Source organism: Microbacterium sp. WCS2018Hpa-9 (assembly GCF_031843745.1).
In the GTDB taxonomy this organism is placed as follows: Bacteria; Actinomycetota; Actinomycetes; order Actinomycetales; family Microbacteriaceae; genus Microbacterium.
In genome coordinates this window covers 79,216-94,770 of the sequence record NZ_JAVTIY010000001.1, presented here as the reverse complement: position 1 = coordinate 94,770, position 15,555 = coordinate 79,216, and the positions used below count along the sequence as shown (strand labels likewise).

The window sequence follows — 15,555 nt, the reverse complement described above, 5'->3', positions numbered from 1 at the left end:
GGATCCTCCCGACGGATGACTTCCGCATACCGCGAACGCGGTATGCGGAAGTCATCCGAGGGTTGACGCGCGGGCGCCCCGTGTTCTTCAGGCTGGATAGCAGGCGCGCGCTCCTCCCGATCTCCGCGTTCGCCGGGAAGGCCACCGTGCGCAGATCCATCAAGAGAACCCTTGTCGTCCTATCGGCGATCGGCGCCGTTCTCGCGGTCGGCCTCACGACCACGACGATTGTGAACGCGGTCGCCACAGCCACCGAGCAGGACCGGATCGAACCCTACGGTCAGACGGTCGTGGTCGACGGGCGAGAGATGAACGTCCTCATCGCGGGAGAGGGCGCGACGGACATCGTGCTGCTTCCGGGCTTCGGCACGGCCTCGCCCGTGCTCGACTTCGAGCCGCTGGTCTCGGATCTCGCGCAGGATCACCGGGTGATCGTCGTCGAACCGTTCGGCTACGGCCTGAGCGACGGCACCGACACCGAGCGGACGACCGAGAACATCGTCGGCGAGATCCACGAGGCACTCCAGGTGCTCGACGCCGACGAGTACGTGCTGATGGGTCATTCGATCGCCGGGCTCTACGCCATCGAGTATGCCGACCGATACGCGGATGAGGTGACGGCGTTCGTCGGCATCGACACGAGCGTGCCGGGGCAGCCGAACATGGACACGGAGTTCCCCACCGGCCTCATGGGCGCGGCGAAGAGCCTGGGACTGGTTCGACTCATCACGAGCCTGACAGGCGATGACCTGGACGGCCTCGACTACGAGGACGACGCACGTGAGCAGATGCTGCTCCTCAGCAATCGGAACTCACTCTCCCCCACCTATCTCGACGAGATGACGCACATCAGGACCAACTTCGCGGATGCCGCGGGCACGGGTTTTCCCCACGGACTCCCGCTCCTGCTGTTCGTGGTCGCCGACAACGCCGCCACCCCGAACTGGCTCGACCTCCACGAGCGCCAGGCTGCCGACGTGGACGACGGAACCGTCATCCCGATCGACGGTGAGCACTATCTGCATCACACGCACACTCCCGAGATCGCCGACGGGTTTCGCGAGTGGGAGGCTGCCCGCACGCTCGGTCTCGAGTGACCCTGCGCGACGCGCTCCGGCGAACCGCAGACCCTCCGAGGCCGTCGGGGTAGCGTGAGCAGATGATCAGAGCACTGGCGCGTTGGATCCTCGCACTCGCCCTCGGGGCGATCGGCATCGTCCATTTCGTGAGCACCCGTGGCTTCCGGGTCGTCGTGCCGGACTGGGCCACGAAGGCCACCCGCCTCGACAAGGATGCGATCGTGATCGCCTCGGGAGCCGCCGAAGTCGCTCTCGCGGTCGGGCTGCTGGCCCTTCCGAAGGAGAGACGCCGGATCGGATTCGCGACCGCCGCGTTCTTCGTCGCCGTGTTCCCCGGGAACGTGCATCAGTGGCACACGCATCGCTCGACACCGGGGCTCGACACCGAAGCTCGCCGGTTCGGACGGCTGTTCCTCCAGCCGCTGCTCGTGCTCTGGGCGCTCTGGTCGACCAGCGAGCCCTCGACACCGGCACGCCGGCTGCGGCGCCGCAGCCGCTGATCGGGCGCGCCGCCGGGCCGAGCGCACCGGTGGCGGGCGACAATGGAGCCATGGCTTCTCCTTCGCTCGTCTGGCTCCGCGACGACCTCCGGCTCGCCGACAACCCCGCGCTGAGAGCCGCCATCGAACGCGACGAACCCCTTGTCGTGCTCTTCGTCCTCGACGAGGAGTCCCCCGGCATCCGCCCCCTCGGCGGCGCTGCCCGCTGGTGGCTCCACCATTCCCTCGCGTCGCTGAGCGAACGAGTGCGCGAGCTGGGCGCATCGCTGGTCCTCCGGCGCGGTCCCGCCGAGCGGGTCGTGCGCGAGACGGTCGCCGAAACCGCGGCCACGGCGGTGTTCTGGAATCGGCGCTATGGCGGAGCCGAACGAGAGGTGGATTCAGCCCTCAAGTCCTCTCTGCGCGCCGACGGACTCGAGGTGACGTCCTTCCAAGCCTCACTGCTGCATGAGCCGTGGACGGTGAAGACGGGGGGCGGCACCCACTTCTCGGTGTTCACACCCTTCTGGCGCGCCTGCCTCGCGCTCCCCACGCCCCGCGCGCCGCTCCCCGCACCGCGCAGCCTCGACGGAGTCGACAGCCCGCCGGCGTCCGACGACCTCGACGACTGGAACCTGCTGCCCACCCGCCCTGACTGGGCCGGCGGACTGCGCGAGACCTGGGAGCCTGGCGAGCCCGCAGCACGCGCTCGGCTGCACGCCTTCCTCCACGAGGACATCGGGTCGTACGACCGTGCCCGCGACGAGCCGTCGGCAGGCGCCACTTCTCTGCTCTCGCCACGGCTGCGCTGGGGTGAGCTCAGCCCGTTCACCGTCTGGCATGAGGCGGTCGACGCCCACGGCGCGGCCGGGTTCCTCTCGGAACTCGGCTGGCGCGAGTTCGCCTGGCACACGACGTTCCATTCCCCGGACCTGGCGACCGTGAATCTGCGCCGTCAGTTCGACGCGTTCCCCTGGCCGCCACTCGATCCCGCGCAGCTCGACGCGTGGCAGCATGGCGACACCGGCGTGCCTCTCGTGGATGCCGGCATGCGCGAACTCTGGCACACCGGTTTCATGCACAATCGCGTGCGGATGGTCACGGCCTCGTTCCTCGTGAAGAACCTCCTGATCGACTGGCGTCGTGGCGAGGAGTGGTTCTGGGACACGCTCGTCGACGCCGACGGCGCGAGCAACCCGTTCAACTGGCAGTGGGTGGCAGGATCGGGCGCTGACGCCGCGCCGTACTTCCGCGTCTTCAACCCCGAGCTGCAGGCGAAGAAGTTCGACCCGCACGGTCTCTACATCTCCCAATGGGCATCGGATGCTCCGTCAGAGCCGATCGTCGATCTCGCCGCCACCCGCAAGGCTGCGCTCGCGGCGTACGACGTCGTCAAGCGATCGTCACAGCCGACCTCCTGATCGCGGTGTAGGCGGCTCGTCGGGGAGGTCGACGCCCCGAGAGCACTCAGGGAGCATGCGTCTCGGAAAGGGCGAGCGGTTGTCCCTCGACCCCGGCAGCTGCCATGCAGACAAACCAGTTCTTTCCGCACCGCTTGGTCGACTGACATGATTGCGAGGTGCCACGTCGACGCCTCTCCGCTTGTGCTCAGACCGCGCTCGTTCTCACGATCCCTCTGATGCTCTTCGCCGGATGCACCGCGGACCCCCGAACCGGCGACTCTGAGCCGTGGGACGCTGCGCCTCCAATCGACGCGACTGGAAACACCCATGCGTGGGTGGTCGTGATATTCGAGGACCGCCCCGAGAAGTTCGACGGCAATCTCATGGACGCTCTTCTGGAAACCGAGATGAAGGCCGACGAGGCCCTCGCAGAGGCGAACGCCGGGTGGATCGACGGCAACGATGTCGGCGCGTACGGCTACGAGCTGTATTTCGTCGGAGATGACGCGGAATCGATGTGGGACGCTCTTGAACCGGTATTCAGAGATGCTCCCGTGGCATGGACACGGGTTGAGCTGCGGAGCGGGCTGGAGGATCCTGACCCGACGCTCATCACCGCCGATTAGGCGACCTCTCCGCCGGCTCACGCTTCGAGAGTCCCCACACAAACAAAAAACCCCCGGAAAACCGGGGGTTTCTCTGTGCGCGATACTGGGATCGAAACTGTATGCGGGCTACTGGGAACTTCGACGCTACGACTGGCGAGATAGCTATGCTGGTGCGGATTTGACGAGATCATGTTAAGGTCACTGGGACACGCAAGCGGACACGAAAAGACAGAAGATATTGCCCGTTGTTGCCCAGGAAGGCTGATCATGGTTCCCAAGAAGCGCAAGCGGCGAGAATCGTTCGGTGCGATCCGGCAGCGCTCATCAGGCCGCTACCAGGCTTCCTACGTTGGCCCGGACGGCGAGCGGCACAACGCACCGCAGACTTTCGACGGCATCACTGATGCGAGGGGTTGGCTCGCGGTTCAACAGGCGCGAATCCTCGACGGCACGTGGTCGGAGTTCGACACCGCTCGAGCCGAGATATCCGGCAAGGGCAAAGCTCTCACGTTCGGCACCTACGCCGAGGACTGGATAAGCACCCGCACCAACCGCCACGGCGATCACCTTCGCCCCAGAACGGCCGCAGAGTATCGACGCCTCCTCGCGGGGCCGCTTCGCCCGTTCGCAGATTCCCGGCTGACCTCGATTACCCCAGACCAGATTCGATCCTGGTACTCCGCCCTGATCGCGGCAGGAACCAAGACACAGGCCGCTCGCGCATATGAGCTGTTGAAATCAATCCTCACCACTGCGGTCGCGGACGGACGAATCAAGGTCAACCCCTGCCAGATTCGGGGCGCCGCCTCCGCATCGACCGGCAAGAAGACCGAGCCCCCGACTCCATCAGAACTGCAGGCGATTCTCAACGCCATCACGCCTCGTTTCAAAGCCGCGGCAGTCCTGGCCGCTTGGACCGGCGTACGTTACGGCGAACTGACAGAACTCCGCCGCAGAGACGTCGAGATCGTCAGCGATGCGGGTTCGCAGTCGATCGTGGTCAAGGTCTCCCGCGGCGTTACGCACGTTACCGGGCAAGGCTTCATCGTCGGGCCAACGAAGTCTGAGGCCGGTGTGCGTGCCATCGTGCTCCCCCCTCATGTGAATGACATCGTGACCACTCATCTGAATGAGTTCGTGGGCAGGTCCGCCGACTCATTGCTGTTCCCCTCCGCGGACGGAAGCGGCCACCTAGCTCAGTCAGCTTTCTGGAAACACTGGAACCCGGCTCGAATTGCGGCGGGGCGTCAGGACATGCCGTGGCATGCACTCCGTCACTACGGCGCAACCCGAGCGGCACTAGCCGGCGCCACACTCAAAGAGCTGCAGTCGCGCCTAGGTCACTCCACCGTCGCAGCAGCCATGCGATACCAGCACACCGCTGGACGTGACGAAGAACTCGCGAGGCGCATGAGCGAACTCGCATGAAGGCGTGCGGGTCATCCGACCTGCACGAGCAAGAAGCCCCGCCGGCTACTCGACGAGGGCATGGTCAACCAGTTGGAGTCGAAGTGACCGATCCAAGCATCAGTTCCGTGCTCGAGGAAAACATAGTAAAGAGGCTCGAGGTAGCCACGGAAGTCCGAGAGATCAACCACTACGTGCCAAAGGCCGAGATACTCGCGAGCATCGTCGACGGCGCAGAGGCGACAGCGTTGTGTGGCGTGAAGGACGTTGTCGGTAGCCGGAGTGACGGTACGTGCGTGAGTCTGAATGCACCTATCTGCCCTGCGTGCGAGCAGATCTACCGTTCCTTGCCGGAGTAGAGGGGTTCGCGTGTCTGAGCATCCACCTTATGACCCGTGGGAGCACGCCAGAAGGCTCGGCATCCCCGTGCACGTCCGCCGGCTGCGCAAATCTCATGGGCTCTGGTTTCCGGACTACGGCGAGATACTGTTGGCCGACCACCTCAAGCCATGGGCGCAACGATGTGTGCTTGCCCACGAAGTTGGACACGCAGTCTTGGGGCATAGGGACGATCCGCCTGAGAACGAATGGGCGGCAGACCGGTACGCCGCGCTCAATCTCATCTCCCCTGCGATGCTCACCTCCGCGGTGAAACGGCACGGCTCCGACGTTCCCGCGATTCGCAAGGAGCTTAGGGTGACGTCACGCCTACTCAGGGCGGCATACTCGCCGTTCGCTGCGCCGAATCTTTACCACGAAAAGGGTTAAATTCACTACTCGGACATGCTACGATGAACTTAGTTCAGGTGGCGTGTCTCTAGACATCGCCACCTTTTTGATTGCTCAGTCGAATCGTGGTACAGTTGGTCTCGCCTAGGTGACGTGTCTCTACAGACCGTCACCTTCTTCATATCTGAGATCTAATCACTCGCGCCCGAAGATTCGTGATAGAGTAGGTCTCGCTTCGGTGGCGTGTGCCCAGATCGGTATCGTCACCTTTTTTGTACCCGTTTCAAAGCCCCAGGGATATCCCGGGGCTTCTCTTCAACGCCTCAGCCCTGACCACCAATGGTCGGGGCTCTTCTATTTGGCCCCGGCTGTCCGCTTGTGGATGACCTAGCCACCCACAACTGAACACACAACCCATGCCCCAGACGGGGCGTTCCAAGAAAGAGGAGCTTCCCCGTCCTGGGGAGGACTCTGCCATCAAGGCGTGACTTCGGTCACGCCTTTTGTCGTTAAGGAGCGGCTGATGAACGAATCCAATTGGGGCACCATGGAAGACGCTGCCCGCTATCTCGGAGTAAGCAGCAAGACAATCCGACGTCGGATCGCTGACGGAACCATTCGCGCGAAGAAGTTTGGCCCGCGCCTCGTCCGCGTGGACATGACAAGCCTCGAACAGTCCGGGCGCTCGATGTCCTGGAACGCAGCGTGACTGCCAGCGCTCCTCCCCCGCCGACCGGCGCCGAGCTGCCGCGGGTAACGATCAGCCGCGGTGCCTCCGAAGCGATCGACGGGTGGGCATGGGGCTTGATCGACGGTTCAATCCGCCTTTGGCAGCTACCGCAGGCCGTAAACACCCTCTGGAATCTTGCGTTCGAACAGGGACAGCGGTCCCGCGACACTGAAGTCGAGCAACTGAAGTTGGATGCGGACAGGATGTGGCTCCGTGCCTTCGCCGATCCCGAGCGGAAGCAGTTTCTGATCGACCGCCTCGACCAAGCTGCGGATCTGGCCAATAGGCCCGACGTAGACGACGTGCTTGACGAAGCCTGGCGGATCTACCTCGCCAACCTCGACACCCTCCGTGAGCCCGTGCGGCTCGAGACAACTGAAGATCTGGGGACCACCTGTGACCACGCTGCTTGACGATTCTTTCACCGCCGATTGGCTCATGGGCCAGTACTTTCCACCCGTCCGATACGTCGTGGATGGTGTCATTCCTGAGGGATTCTGCTTGCTCGTCGCTCCCCCGAAGTTCGGTAAGTCCTGGCTCGTCCTCGGACTAGGGCTCGCAGTGTCCGCCGGCACACCCGCGCTTGGATGCATCCCCACGGGTAGGCCCCGACCGGTTCTGTACGCGGCTCTCGAGGACGGTCCTCGCCGGCTCCAGTCCCGCGTGAAAGCCCTAGCTCCGGAACGAATCGAAGACACTCTCACATTCATCACAAAGATCGGACGCAACGACATCTTCGACACACTCCAGGCATTCGTCGACAAGTGGAGCGATCACGAACCAGTGGTCATCCTCGACACGCTCGGAAAGGCGATGCCACCTGCGATCAGCGGCGAATCCTCCTACGAACGCGACTACAGGGTAGGAGGCATGCTCAAAGCGATCGCGGACAGCGCCCCGGGCGCTGCGATCGTGGTCGTCCACCACACGAGAAAAGCGGAAAGCGTTGACTTTCTCGACGCCGTCTCTGGTACTCAGGGGCTCGCGGGGTCGGCAGACACAATCGTCGTCCTCTCACGTGAACGTCTCTCGAAAGACGCCACGCTGCGGGTGACCTCGCGTGACGCGGCCGAAGGAGAATACCGAATCTCGCTTGAGGGCGTCGGAACTTGGGTGCTCGGAGGCGGAAGCCTCAAGGATGCCGCTGAAGCAGCGCAGACCGCTAAGGCGACCTCGGGTGTAGGCGACCGAATGGGAGAGATCATTGAAGCTCTAGCCCGGTTCCCAGACGGTGTGAAGCCGAAAGATATCGCGACACTCACACACGTCGATCCGGACGACGTTGGTCGTTATCTGCGGCGAGCAGTCGAGTCAGGTCGAGCCGAACGCCTTGCCCGCGGTCTCTACGGACCTGTCCGAAGTGTCCGAGTGTCCGAAACAGACGAACTACCAATCGGACACTCGGACACAACGGACACTTCTCACGACAGCGAGACTCACGAATGATCCTGTGCCCCGACTGCAACGCGGCGCGGCACCTCGTCGACATCGCGCCCGGACTCACGATTCTGCAGGTGATTCACGACGACACCTGCCCCTGGCTGACCGAAAGGATACGCAATGGGCGCAAGAGCACCTAAGCCGGCCAACTTTCACGCGATGTCGAACGCATGGGACAACCCCACAGGGTTCGCCCGCGAGATCGCCGCCTACTACCAGCAGCTCCGCACGTCAGGGCACTGGAAGCCAGCCACCAACTTCACCGAACCGAAGGAGACCACATGAGCCAGTTCGTTTCCGGGCCTGATCACTACGCCCGGAACATCCAAGACGGCGCCAACGCCATCGCCAGGAAAGCGACCCTGACCTCACCCAATGGCGTGAAGGAACCCGGAATCGCAGTCACCATCGACCGCATGCCGCGCCTCGTCATACCGACATCCGACGCAATCCGCATCGCACACCAGATCGCCGATGCGGCCACCGAACAGAACCAGCACTGAAGGAGAAACACCATGGCACTCGACGCACTCCAGACCGAAATCGACGGCTACCGCAACAAGGCGATCGCCGAGATCACCCAGTACCGAGACCTCCAGAACAAGCTCAAGGCTGACGCAACACTCACCCCACTCGGCAAGCAGGAAGTACTCGCCGACGCACACCGACTCGTCACCGAGTCAGTCGCGAAAATCCAGAAGCAGGAAGAGACCGCGATCGCCACGAAGGCCGAGTCGCTGCAGCGGTCACTCGTCGCCAGGATCGGAACTAGCGGTGGTGACCTCGTTGCAATGCGCGATGCAGAGGAACGAGCCGACCGCCTCGAGGACGACAAGGAAGCGATGCGAACCATCGAGCGAGCTATCCATTCCGACGATCGCTCTCTCGCCCACGCCGTCATCCGCAAAGCGAACGAGTCGGGTTGGACCGATGTGGTCGACAAGGCGGCTGAGGCGTACCCGACCGCCGGAGAAGCGATCCGCGATGCTGCTGCACTCCACCGGTACACGAACGACATCAGGGAAGGGTTCGTCCGCGCGGCAACCTACTCAGTAGGAGACGCCCCCCGCTTCCGCGGATAAGACCTCGCGGGTAGGACTGCGAACGGCGTTGGTCCTACCCGCGATCCAACACAAACAGGGGTCGATACCCAGCGCTGTCGTCGAGACGCGGAATATGCACCCAACCAGTTGCAGCCCAGAAACTGTCCGCCTCCTCCGAGAACGCATACAAGGTCCGGGAGGGGAACAGATCCTCCACCAACCGGACTACGTGCATCCCGACCCCACGCCGGGGCCAACGCCACTCGGCGTGCACCTCGATGAAGTCGATGGCAACCGCTGACAGGGGCAGCGAGACACCCGCACCCTCCGGGTCTGAGAAGCCAGCATCGGCCCGGAGAAGAACCCGCGCAACCTCATTGCCCTCCTCGTCGACAAATGAGTACGGACGATAGTCAGCGCGCTTCGAGCGAAAGAACGGATCAGACCACCAGTCGCGATTGAAACCAGGGTCATGAACGTTGAAGGGAGACTCAAAGTCGCGCACTTGGCGTACGTATCGCGCCTCAATACTCATCACACCGCCAGCATGCCAGAGAGGCACCGGCCACCCCCTCCTCCCCTCCCCATCAACGGCCCTCCCATAGGTACAGGGCCGATATCTCCCCCAAGGTCCAAACGATGGGCCTCTTGACGGGGGTTTTGACATCAGAAAGTAGGTGATTCATGGCACGCATGCCGAGTGGCCTGGGTACGCCAGGTCAGAAGCTTTGGAAGTCGATCGATCAGCAGTTCGATCTAGCGGAGCATGAGCGCACGCAGCTCGAGCAGGCTTGTCGCGTCCGAGACACGATCGAGCTCTTGCGGGAACAAGTGATCAAGGACGGCGTGATGATTCGTTCGTCCCAGGGTGACCGGCTCCATCCTGCGATTGTCGAGGTTCGACAGCAACAGCTCGCCCTTGCACGGCTGTTGGCGACGTTGAAGGTTCCGGGTCTCGAAGAAGATGACCTCCCGTCGAGCCGCCCCGCACGGGGCGTCTATGCGCTGAGGAGCGCGTCGTGAAGCGCAAGCGGGTTCTGAGCCCCGCCGAGACACCGGTCGACATTCTCTTGCGAGCGGTGGCTGCTAGCCGTCGAGCACAGGGATTGCCCTGGCCTCCCGTGCGTCGGGATGGCCATTCACGGACGGGGGTGGGCGGCGGTGCGCCGGAAGAAGCTGGTTGAGCGAGATCCGATCACCGCTGAGTCGCTCGCCGCATCGGCGCTGCAGCCGGCGCCGATCGATGACGTGATGATGCCGTACCCGCTCAGGAAGAAGGCGTTCGAGCGGTGGATGGATAAGCGCACCGCTTGGGTCGAGCGGCGTGAGGTGTACGCGCTTGAGTACGGGTGGCCGGGTGGCGATTACGCGCGTCACGTCGAGGAGAACGAGGCGCACCCGATTCCGGCTGCACCGTTTGATCCGGAGTGGGAGATCCGACACGGGGATCTGTAAATCGCTGTGTGTGAGAAGGCCCTGTACCTGTAGGGAGGGCCGCGACAGGGGGCGGGAGGGTCTCCCGCCCCATCGTTTTTAGGAGAAGAGGAAGCTATGAATCCTTGGGAAATCGTGTCGTGGATCGGTGCGATCGCTGTGTCGATCGTGATCCTCGGTCTGCTGTTCGTGTTCGTTAAGTCATTGCTGAAGCCGACGAAACCTGAACACCCGATTGACCGTTTGGCGCGTCGTATGAGCGGGGATAGCAATGGATGACACGGATGTTGCGCGGAGAGTTTCCGCCCTGATCCTGCTCGCTGCCCCGGATGACCGGGATGAGGTGTTGCGGTCGCAGGTTCCTCCTGCCCAGTTCGCCCGTGTCCTCACACTAATCCCGGGCGTCATGGCGCAGTACATGGATGCTGTGACTGCCCGGGATAAGCGTGTGCGCCTCGGCTTGGAGGGCGTGCTGCGGACCTTCCTGCGGGAAACGCGGGAGTAGCGAAGCAAGAAGAACTAAGGGCGCCCGGTTACACGACCGGGAGCCCTTTCTAACTCAACAGGGAGATGTCGCCTATCCCTCTGAAGGCCCAGCTGGGCCGTTTGGGGGTGCCGCATGGCACAAGAAATTGGTGTGGCCTATGTGAGCCTGCTCCCTTCTGGGACTGGGTTCTCGAAGGCCGTAGATAAAGAAGCTGCACAAGCGTTCGGTGGTGCGGAGAAACGTTCGAAGGGCTTCTTCGCATCACTTGCGAGCGGTGTGGGGAAGGTCGTTGGTGGGGTCGGCCTGCTGGCCGGCACGGTGGGGGCTCTCGCTATCGGTGGGGGTATCTCGCGTGCTCTGAATATTGAGGATGCGACGGCGAAGTTGAAGGGGCTGGGTCACGATACTCAGTCTGTTGAAGCGATTATGAAGGATGCTCTCGCTTCGGTGAAGGGAACGGCGTTCGGTCTGGACGCGGCGGCTACGACTGCTGCGTCTGCGGTCGCTGCGGGCATCAAGCCGGGCCAGGAGCTGGAACGCTACCTGCGTCTCACGGCCGATGCGGCGACGATCGCTGGCACTTCTATGGGCGAGATGGGCGACATCATCAACCAGGTGACCTCTAAGGGTTACGCAGGGATGGAGAACCTGAATCGGCTTACTGAGCGTGGTATCCCGATCATGCAGTGGCTTCAGAAGGAGTACGGAGTTTCTGCCGACGAGCTACAGAAGATGGTGTCTCGCGGTGAGGTTGATGCGGCCACTTTCCGTAAGGCCATCGAGGAGAACATTGGTGGCGCGGCGCTCGCTTCCGGTGAGACTACGCGTGGCGCGCTTGCGAATGTGGGGGCGTCGCTGAGCCGACTCGGTGCCATGTTCGCTGGACCGACATTGGGGCTCGCCCGTGACTTCTTTAACGAGGTCATCGTGTTGTCTGATGGCATCGCGTCTCGTCTGACGCCCGCCGTCGAGGGACTGCAGTTTGCGGCGGATGGCGTCGACTTCAAGTTCGCCGACCAACTACTCGGTCTTCTCGATGGAGTCTCAGAGAAATTCGCAGGCTTCGGTGACGTCTTCGGAGGACTGTCCGGTCTCACGCCCGTCTTCACGACGCTTGCCGGGGCAATGGCACCGCTACTCAGCTTGCTGCCGGTGATCGGTCGATTCCTCCCCGTGGTCAGCGGACCTGTGGGCGCGATCGTCGGTCTTCTCGCTGGCCTGCTGATCGAGTCTGAGCCGCTCCGTGAGTCGCTGTCCGGTCTCGCGACTGAAGTGGGTGGGGCGTTGACGACCGCGTTTGGGAGTGCTGAGGGGTCGCTGTCGGGATTCGGGCCGATGCTGTCGGAACTCCTGCAGGTGCTTAGTGGCGGTCTCGCTGAGGCCATAGTCGCGATCACGCCCACCATCGGGATGCTGGTTGAGACGCTCGGCCAGGTGTTCGAGGCGCTGTCGCCGTTGTTTGAGCCGCTGATGCAAATCGTTACGGCGGTTCTGACGTTGCTCGGCCCACTTGGGGAACTCGTGGCCGCGATCCTTCCCCCTGTCGCCGAGCTGTTCACTCTGATCGCCGGGTCGGTTGCAGAACTCGCGGGCGTCTTTTTGACCGCGCTTCTTCCCGTGGTGGAGGGAGTGGTGCAGGCCCTTGGTGGTCTGATCGACTTCGTCGTCGGTGTCTTCACGGGAAACTGGGATGCAGCATGGACGGGCCTGCAAACGCTGTTCGCGGGCGTGTGGGATGCGATCGTCGCCGCAGTGCGGGGCGTCGGTCAGATCCTCGCCGCAGTGTGGAACGGTCTCGTCGCACAGATGAGCGGCGTCGTGGCATGGCTCGTCGGCGTCTTCATGGGAGCTTGGTTGGGTCTCACATCGTTCTTCGACGGGATCTGGACCAAGATCACCTCCGGTGTCACGGCGGCATGGGACGGGGCGGTCGCGTTCCTCGGGTCGATCCCTAACCGCGTCATGGGACTCTTCTCGGGCATCGGCACATGGCTTCTCGAGTCCGGTCAGGATCTCATCCAAGGGTTCATCGACGGCATCAGCTCGATGATTGGCTCAGTCGGAGACGCCGTCAACGGTGTCCTTGACTGGGCGGCGGGCTTCTTCCCGCATTCGCCTGCCGAGCGCGGTACGTTTGCCGGCTCAGGTTGGACGGACGTGTTCGATGGGGGCGAGTCCTTGATCGCACAGTTCGCTCGCGGCGCGGAATCCTTCAAACCGGACATCAACTTCTCGAACATGACCGGGGTTCTTGGTGTTGCAGGCGAATCGACGTCGGGTCCGACTTTCGTGCAGAACCCGTTCACTGGCGAGTACCTGCTCGCGAAGGTCGGGGACGTCGCTGACTCTCGCGTCGGAGTTTACGAACATTCGGCTAAGGCGTGGTCGCGCGGTGGTGTGCGGCCCTGACGCGAAAAACTCCTGACCTTGCGCGGGCCCTCATCGGTGCGACACTGATGAGGCCCGCGCAAGGTAGAAGACGAGAGGTCATATGAGCTACGAAGACAAAGTCACGTTTCATTCGCTCGACGTGCTTTGCGCGCTTGAAGTTGAGGACGAGCGCGAACATCAGGCGGCGGCTGACCGGATTGCTGCGGCAGGAGTTGATCCGGTCCACATCGCGGTGCACCTTGCGGGGATGCTGAAGTCCTTCATGAACGCCGGCGAAAGCGAGGCGTGGGCGCTCTACATCTTCGACCAGCGGGAGAAGGCCCGGTTGATCGCCGCCGCCGACCTCCCATCTGAAGACGGGTCTCCGTTCAGCAACTATTGATCCAGTTGGTAAGACGGATCGTCGAGTCCGACGCCATCTCGACCTTCGCGTTCTCCGCGTCACGTCGACACTGTATGGGCCTAAGCCTCTACTCGACTGGGGGACGTCTACTTGCTTCGCCACCCATGGCGGGCAGTACGCTTCCAGCAGCGAACACGACGAGCGCGACGAGCGCCGCGAGAGGATCGACGATGACTTCGACCGCACCAGGTTGGTATGAGAACGGTGACCAGTGGGAGACCTACTGGGACGGCACACAGTGGACTGGCCAGCACCGTCCCGTAGCCCCGCCCGCGATGCCAGCACCGCCCGCACCTCCAAGCTCAGTGACGGCTGTCGCAGAGCCCGCCACCGCGACGTTTGCAGCAGACGGCGCGCTGATGAAGTTCAAATCGCATATCAACGGCAAGAATGCGGACGTGGCAATCTTCTCTGACCGGATTGAGTGGCTGATGGCGCGTGGGGTGTCTGGGGCGAAGGTTACAGCGGGCGTGTTCACCGCGGGTCTCTCGATGCTCGCTACCGGTGTGAAGAATGGCAAGGCAGGGACCGAGATGATCCCGATGAAGGCAATCTCGGGCGTGACGACGAAGCGAGACGGGATGATCAACACGGTTGTGACCGTGACATCGTCTTCTACAGCGATCGGGTTTCGCGTGTCCCACAAGGAGGCTGAGCAGATGCGTCAGCTTCTGAGTCAGCTGATCCTCGCGTAGGACTGCTCACGCATCTTGAGATCCGTCAGTGCCCCGTCTTGGCTTCGGCTGAGACGGGGCCTCTGATATTCGCACGCGGTGAGGCCCGCAGGCCGGTTGAGGCGGACACCTGACCGTCACCCAAAATCAGCTCAGGCCGGGATGCTCTCTCGAGCGGAGTCGAGTCTACGCGCGAGCGCCGACGTCAATGACCTGTGGCCGCATTCCCGAATCGCTATCGTTGTTCGTATGGCGACTTTGCATTACGGCGCGTCACACGATGCCGTTCATATCGAGGACCGTGCTCTCGCACACCTGAAGATCGTCATCGCGACGAAGTTGCGCAGGAACGAGAGCTTCACGCTGTCGTGGAAGCATCCCGAGGGCGACCCTGTGGGCCGCTCGACGATCTGGATTCACCCGTCGATCCCGTTGCGGTTCACCTTTGACGAGCCCGAGGCTCCTGAGATCAACGTGAAGTGGATCGAACAGCTCATGCATTCTGCGAACTCGACTGGCGGCATCATGCTCATCGACGAGATGATCGAAACTCGCGAGACGGAGTAAGAGCCGCGCTCCGTTACGGCATCAATTCCAAGTCTGTGCGCGGCAGATCGAGCGCGGCCGCGGTTTCGAGCTGAGAGCGGTGCTGTCGATAGAGAATCACTTGCGTCGTGGGCTGAATGAGGACGTTGATCGTTTGACCGATGCTGCGGATTGTGACGAACGAGGGCTGTCCGCCAGCTGCCGTGGCAATCACGGACATGACATCGTCCAGGTCTTGATCCGCGTCTAGGACGTAACTACGCTCGTCGATCTCGATCCGTGCCGAGGTGTGCTCTGTCTCCCCGGTCATCAGGCAGTGGCTCCGTTAGCGCCCTCGCTGGCGGCTGATGCGGGTTCGGGGACGAGGTAAAGCCCTGAGGGTGCGTTGGCGGTGAACGCGAGTGCGTCCACCCATGCTCGGTTGATGTCGGGTTGCCGGTTGCTGCGGAATTTGAACACCAGCGAGCTTCCCGGGTGGACCCACATAGTGGTCCGCCCACCGCCGACGCTCATGTCTTCTGCCCACGTGAACGCGAATGGTTCTCCCCGGCGCAGCTTCGCCGAGATCACGAGTTGCACGTGTGCGAGGGCACGATCTTCGATCTCCGTCTTGGGTCCGCCTTCGTAGATGAAAGTGCCCATCGGTGTGGTCCTTCCGTGTCTTCGGATCTGTGGGGTTCGCCCGATCAGCCCGTCCGCTGC

At 62.8% G+C, this 15,555-nt stretch carries 23 protein-coding genes; 20 read left to right on the top strand and 3 right to left on the bottom strand.

Going from position 1 to position 15,555, the window contains the following annotated elements; translation table 11 throughout:
* Positions 1-146: 146 nt before the first annotated feature.
* The 13 genes from RQG82_RS00485 to RQG82_RS00435 all read left to right on the top strand — a co-directional run bounded on the left by RQG82_RS00485 (position 147) and on the right by RQG82_RS00435 (position 8,957).
* Positions 147-1,097, top strand: a complete 951-nt coding sequence (locus tag RQG82_RS00485) for an alpha/beta hydrolase (protein WP_311257190.1) — start codon at positions 147-149, stop codon at positions 1,095-1,097.
* Between the two features lie 62 nt (positions 1,098-1,159).
* Entirely contained in the window at positions 1,160-1,579 is a 420-nt protein-coding gene (locus tag RQG82_RS00480) for a hypothetical protein (RefSeq protein WP_311257189.1), read from the top strand.
* 50 nt (positions 1,580-1,629) lie between these two features.
* Positions 1,630-2,979 (top strand): deoxyribodipyrimidine photo-lyase, encoded by a 1,350-nt coding sequence (locus tag RQG82_RS00475; RefSeq protein ID WP_311257188.1) that lies wholly within the window; start codon positions 1,630-1,632, stop codon positions 2,977-2,979.
* 218 nt (positions 2,980-3,197) lie between these two features.
* Positions 3,198-3,587, top strand: a complete 390-nt coding sequence (locus tag RQG82_RS00470) for a hypothetical protein (RefSeq protein WP_311257187.1) — start codon at positions 3,198-3,200, stop codon at positions 3,585-3,587.
* 249 nt (positions 3,588-3,836) lie between these two features.
* Positions 3,837-4,997, top strand: coding sequence for a site-specific integrase (locus RQG82_RS00465; protein ID WP_311257186.1), 1,161 nt, complete (start codon positions 3,837-3,839; stop codon positions 4,995-4,997).
* A complete protein-coding gene (locus RQG82_RS20115) occupies positions 4,994-5,335 on the top strand; it encodes a DUF3039 domain-containing protein (RefSeq protein WP_396653531.1) in 342 nt (113 codons plus the stop codon). Before RQG82_RS00465 ends, RQG82_RS20115 begins: the two co-directional genes overlap by 4 nt.
* The gene (locus RQG82_RS20110) at positions 5,283-5,744 is read left to right on the top strand and encodes an ImmA/IrrE family metallo-endopeptidase (RefSeq protein ID WP_396653530.1); all 462 of its coding nucleotides are present in this window, start codon (positions 5,283-5,285) and stop codon (positions 5,742-5,744) included. Before RQG82_RS20115 ends, RQG82_RS20110 begins: the two co-directional genes overlap by 53 nt.
* A gap of 484 nt (positions 5,745-6,228) precedes the next feature.
* Complete coding sequence (locus RQG82_RS00460; protein WP_311257185.1) at positions 6,229-6,414, top strand: helix-turn-helix domain-containing protein; 186 nt, start codon at positions 6,229-6,231, stop codon at positions 6,412-6,414.
* Positions 6,411-6,848 (top strand): hypothetical protein, encoded by a 438-nt coding sequence (locus tag RQG82_RS00455; RefSeq protein WP_311257184.1) that lies wholly within the window; start codon positions 6,411-6,413, stop codon positions 6,846-6,848. Before RQG82_RS00460 ends, RQG82_RS00455 begins: the two co-directional genes overlap by 4 nt.
* Positions 6,832-7,881, top strand: coding sequence for an AAA family ATPase (locus tag RQG82_RS00450; protein WP_311257183.1), 1,050 nt, complete (start codon positions 6,832-6,834; stop codon positions 7,879-7,881). The genes RQG82_RS00455 and RQG82_RS00450 overlap by 17 nt, the downstream gene beginning before the upstream one ends.
* Positions 7,882-8,034: 153 nt before the next feature.
* Complete coding sequence (locus RQG82_RS00445; RefSeq protein ID WP_311257182.1) at positions 8,035-8,160, top strand: hypothetical protein; 126 nt, start codon at positions 8,035-8,037, stop codon at positions 8,158-8,160.
* On the top strand, positions 8,157-8,378 hold the full coding sequence (locus tag RQG82_RS00440; RefSeq protein WP_311257181.1) for a hypothetical protein: 222 nt from the start codon (positions 8,157-8,159) through the stop codon (positions 8,376-8,378). The genes RQG82_RS00445 and RQG82_RS00440 overlap by 4 nt, the downstream gene beginning before the upstream one ends.
* 12 nt (positions 8,379-8,390) lie before the next feature.
* On the top strand, positions 8,391-8,957 hold the full coding sequence (locus RQG82_RS00435) for a hypothetical protein (protein WP_311257180.1): 567 nt from the start codon (positions 8,391-8,393) through the stop codon (positions 8,955-8,957).
* Between the two features lie 34 nt (positions 8,958-8,991).
* Here RQG82_RS00435 and RQG82_RS00430 read toward each other — a convergent pair whose 3' ends face one another.
* Positions 8,992-9,423 (bottom strand): hypothetical protein, encoded by a 432-nt coding sequence (locus RQG82_RS00430; protein ID WP_311257179.1) that lies wholly within the window; start codon positions 9,421-9,423, stop codon positions 8,992-8,994.
* A gap of 179 nt (positions 9,424-9,602) precedes the next feature.
* Between RQG82_RS00430 and RQG82_RS00425 the strand changes: the two genes are divergently transcribed.
* The 7 genes from RQG82_RS00425 (at position 9,603) to RQG82_RS00395 (ending at position 14,874) form a co-directional block, all read left to right on the top strand.
* Entirely contained in the window at positions 9,603-9,941 is a 339-nt protein-coding gene (locus RQG82_RS00425) for a terminase (RefSeq protein WP_311257178.1), read from the top strand.
* A gap of 138 nt (positions 9,942-10,079) precedes the next feature.
* The gene (locus RQG82_RS00420) at positions 10,080-10,373 is read left to right on the top strand and encodes a hypothetical protein (protein WP_311257177.1); all 294 of its coding nucleotides are present in this window, start codon (positions 10,080-10,082) and stop codon (positions 10,371-10,373) included.
* 96 nt (positions 10,374-10,469) lie between these two features.
* Entirely contained in the window at positions 10,470-10,631 is a 162-nt protein-coding gene (locus RQG82_RS00415; protein ID WP_311257176.1) for a hypothetical protein, read from the top strand.
* Positions 10,632-10,971: 340 nt separating this feature from the next.
* Positions 10,972-13,248 (top strand): tape measure protein, encoded by a 2,277-nt coding sequence (locus RQG82_RS00410; RefSeq protein ID WP_311257175.1) that lies wholly within the window; start codon positions 10,972-10,974, stop codon positions 13,246-13,248.
* An 82-nt stretch (positions 13,249-13,330) separates the two neighbouring features.
* Positions 13,331-13,612, top strand: a complete 282-nt coding sequence (locus RQG82_RS00405; RefSeq protein ID WP_311257174.1) for a hypothetical protein — start codon at positions 13,331-13,333, stop codon at positions 13,610-13,612.
* A 191-nt stretch (positions 13,613-13,803) separates the two neighbouring features.
* Entirely contained in the window at positions 13,804-14,328 is a 525-nt protein-coding gene (locus RQG82_RS00400; protein ID WP_311257173.1) for a hypothetical protein, read from the top strand.
* Between the two features lie 228 nt (positions 14,329-14,556).
* Entirely contained in the window at positions 14,557-14,874 is a 318-nt protein-coding gene (locus tag RQG82_RS00395) for a hypothetical protein (RefSeq protein ID WP_311257172.1), read from the top strand.
* A gap of 13 nt (positions 14,875-14,887) precedes the next feature.
* Here RQG82_RS00395 and RQG82_RS00390 read toward each other — a convergent pair whose 3' ends face one another.
* Together RQG82_RS00390 and RQG82_RS00385 are read right to left on the bottom strand one after the other, a co-directional pair.
* The gene (locus RQG82_RS00390) at positions 14,888-15,163 is read right to left on the bottom strand and encodes a hypothetical protein (RefSeq protein ID WP_311257171.1); all 276 of its coding nucleotides are present in this window, start codon (positions 15,161-15,163) and stop codon (positions 14,888-14,890) included.
* Positions 15,163-15,495, bottom strand: coding sequence for an ATP-dependent DNA ligase (locus tag RQG82_RS00385; RefSeq protein WP_311257170.1), 333 nt, complete (start codon positions 15,493-15,495; stop codon positions 15,163-15,165). The genes RQG82_RS00390 and RQG82_RS00385 overlap by 1 nt, the downstream gene beginning before the upstream one ends.
* Between the last annotated feature and the right edge of the window lie 60 nt (positions 15,496-15,555).

Bases quoted from the DNA above. Each gene is read 5' to 3' on its own strand.
- RQG82_RS00470 (WP_311257187.1), top strand. From the start codon at position 3,198: ATGCTCTTCGCCGGATGCACCGCGGACCCCCGAACCGGCGACTCTGAG.
- RQG82_RS00425 (WP_311257178.1), top strand. From the start codon at position 9,603: ATGGCACGCATGCCGAGTGGCCTGGGTACGCCAGGTCAGAAGCTTTGG.
- RQG82_RS00405 (WP_311257174.1), top strand. From the start codon at position 13,331: ATGAGCTACGAAGACAAAGTCACGTTTCATTCGCTCGACGTGCTTTGC.
- RQG82_RS20115 (WP_396653531.1), top strand. From the start codon at position 4,994: ATGAAGGCGTGCGGGTCATCCGACCTGCACGAGCAAGAAGCCCCGCCG.
- RQG82_RS00475 (WP_311257188.1), top strand. From the start codon at position 1,630: ATGGCTTCTCCTTCGCTCGTCTGGCTCCGCGACGACCTCCGGCTCGCC.
- RQG82_RS00460 (WP_311257185.1), top strand. From the start codon at position 6,229: ATGAACGAATCCAATTGGGGCACCATGGAAGACGCTGCCCGCTATCTC.
- RQG82_RS00440 (WP_311257181.1), top strand. From the start codon at position 8,157: ATGAGCCAGTTCGTTTCCGGGCCTGATCACTACGCCCGGAACATCCAA.
- RQG82_RS00400 (WP_311257173.1), top strand. From the start codon at position 13,804: ATGACTTCGACCGCACCAGGTTGGTATGAGAACGGTGACCAGTGGGAG.
- RQG82_RS00395 (WP_311257172.1), top strand. From the start codon at position 14,557: ATGGCGACTTTGCATTACGGCGCGTCACACGATGCCGTTCATATCGAG.
- RQG82_RS00390 (WP_311257171.1), bottom strand. From the start codon at position 15,163: ATGACCGGGGAGACAGAGCACACCTCGGCACGGATCGAGATCGACGAG.
- RQG82_RS00480 (WP_311257189.1), top strand. From the start codon at position 1,160: ATGATCAGAGCACTGGCGCGTTGGATCCTCGCACTCGCCCTCGGGGCG.
- RQG82_RS00385 (WP_311257170.1), bottom strand. From the start codon at position 15,495: ATGGGCACTTTCATCTACGAAGGCGGACCCAAGACGGAGATCGAAGAT.
- RQG82_RS00415 (WP_311257176.1), top strand. From the start codon at position 10,470: ATGAATCCTTGGGAAATCGTGTCGTGGATCGGTGCGATCGCTGTGTCG.
- RQG82_RS00435 (WP_311257180.1), top strand. From the start codon at position 8,391: ATGGCACTCGACGCACTCCAGACCGAAATCGACGGCTACCGCAACAAG.
- RQG82_RS00445 (WP_311257182.1), top strand. From the start codon at position 8,035: ATGTCGAACGCATGGGACAACCCCACAGGGTTCGCCCGCGAGATCGCC.
- RQG82_RS00465 (WP_311257186.1), top strand. From the start codon at position 3,837: ATGGTTCCCAAGAAGCGCAAGCGGCGAGAATCGTTCGGTGCGATCCGG.
- RQG82_RS00410 (WP_311257175.1), top strand. From the start codon at position 10,972: ATGGCACAAGAAATTGGTGTGGCCTATGTGAGCCTGCTCCCTTCTGGG.
- RQG82_RS20110 (WP_396653530.1), top strand. From the start codon at position 5,283: ATGCACCTATCTGCCCTGCGTGCGAGCAGATCTACCGTTCCTTGCCGG.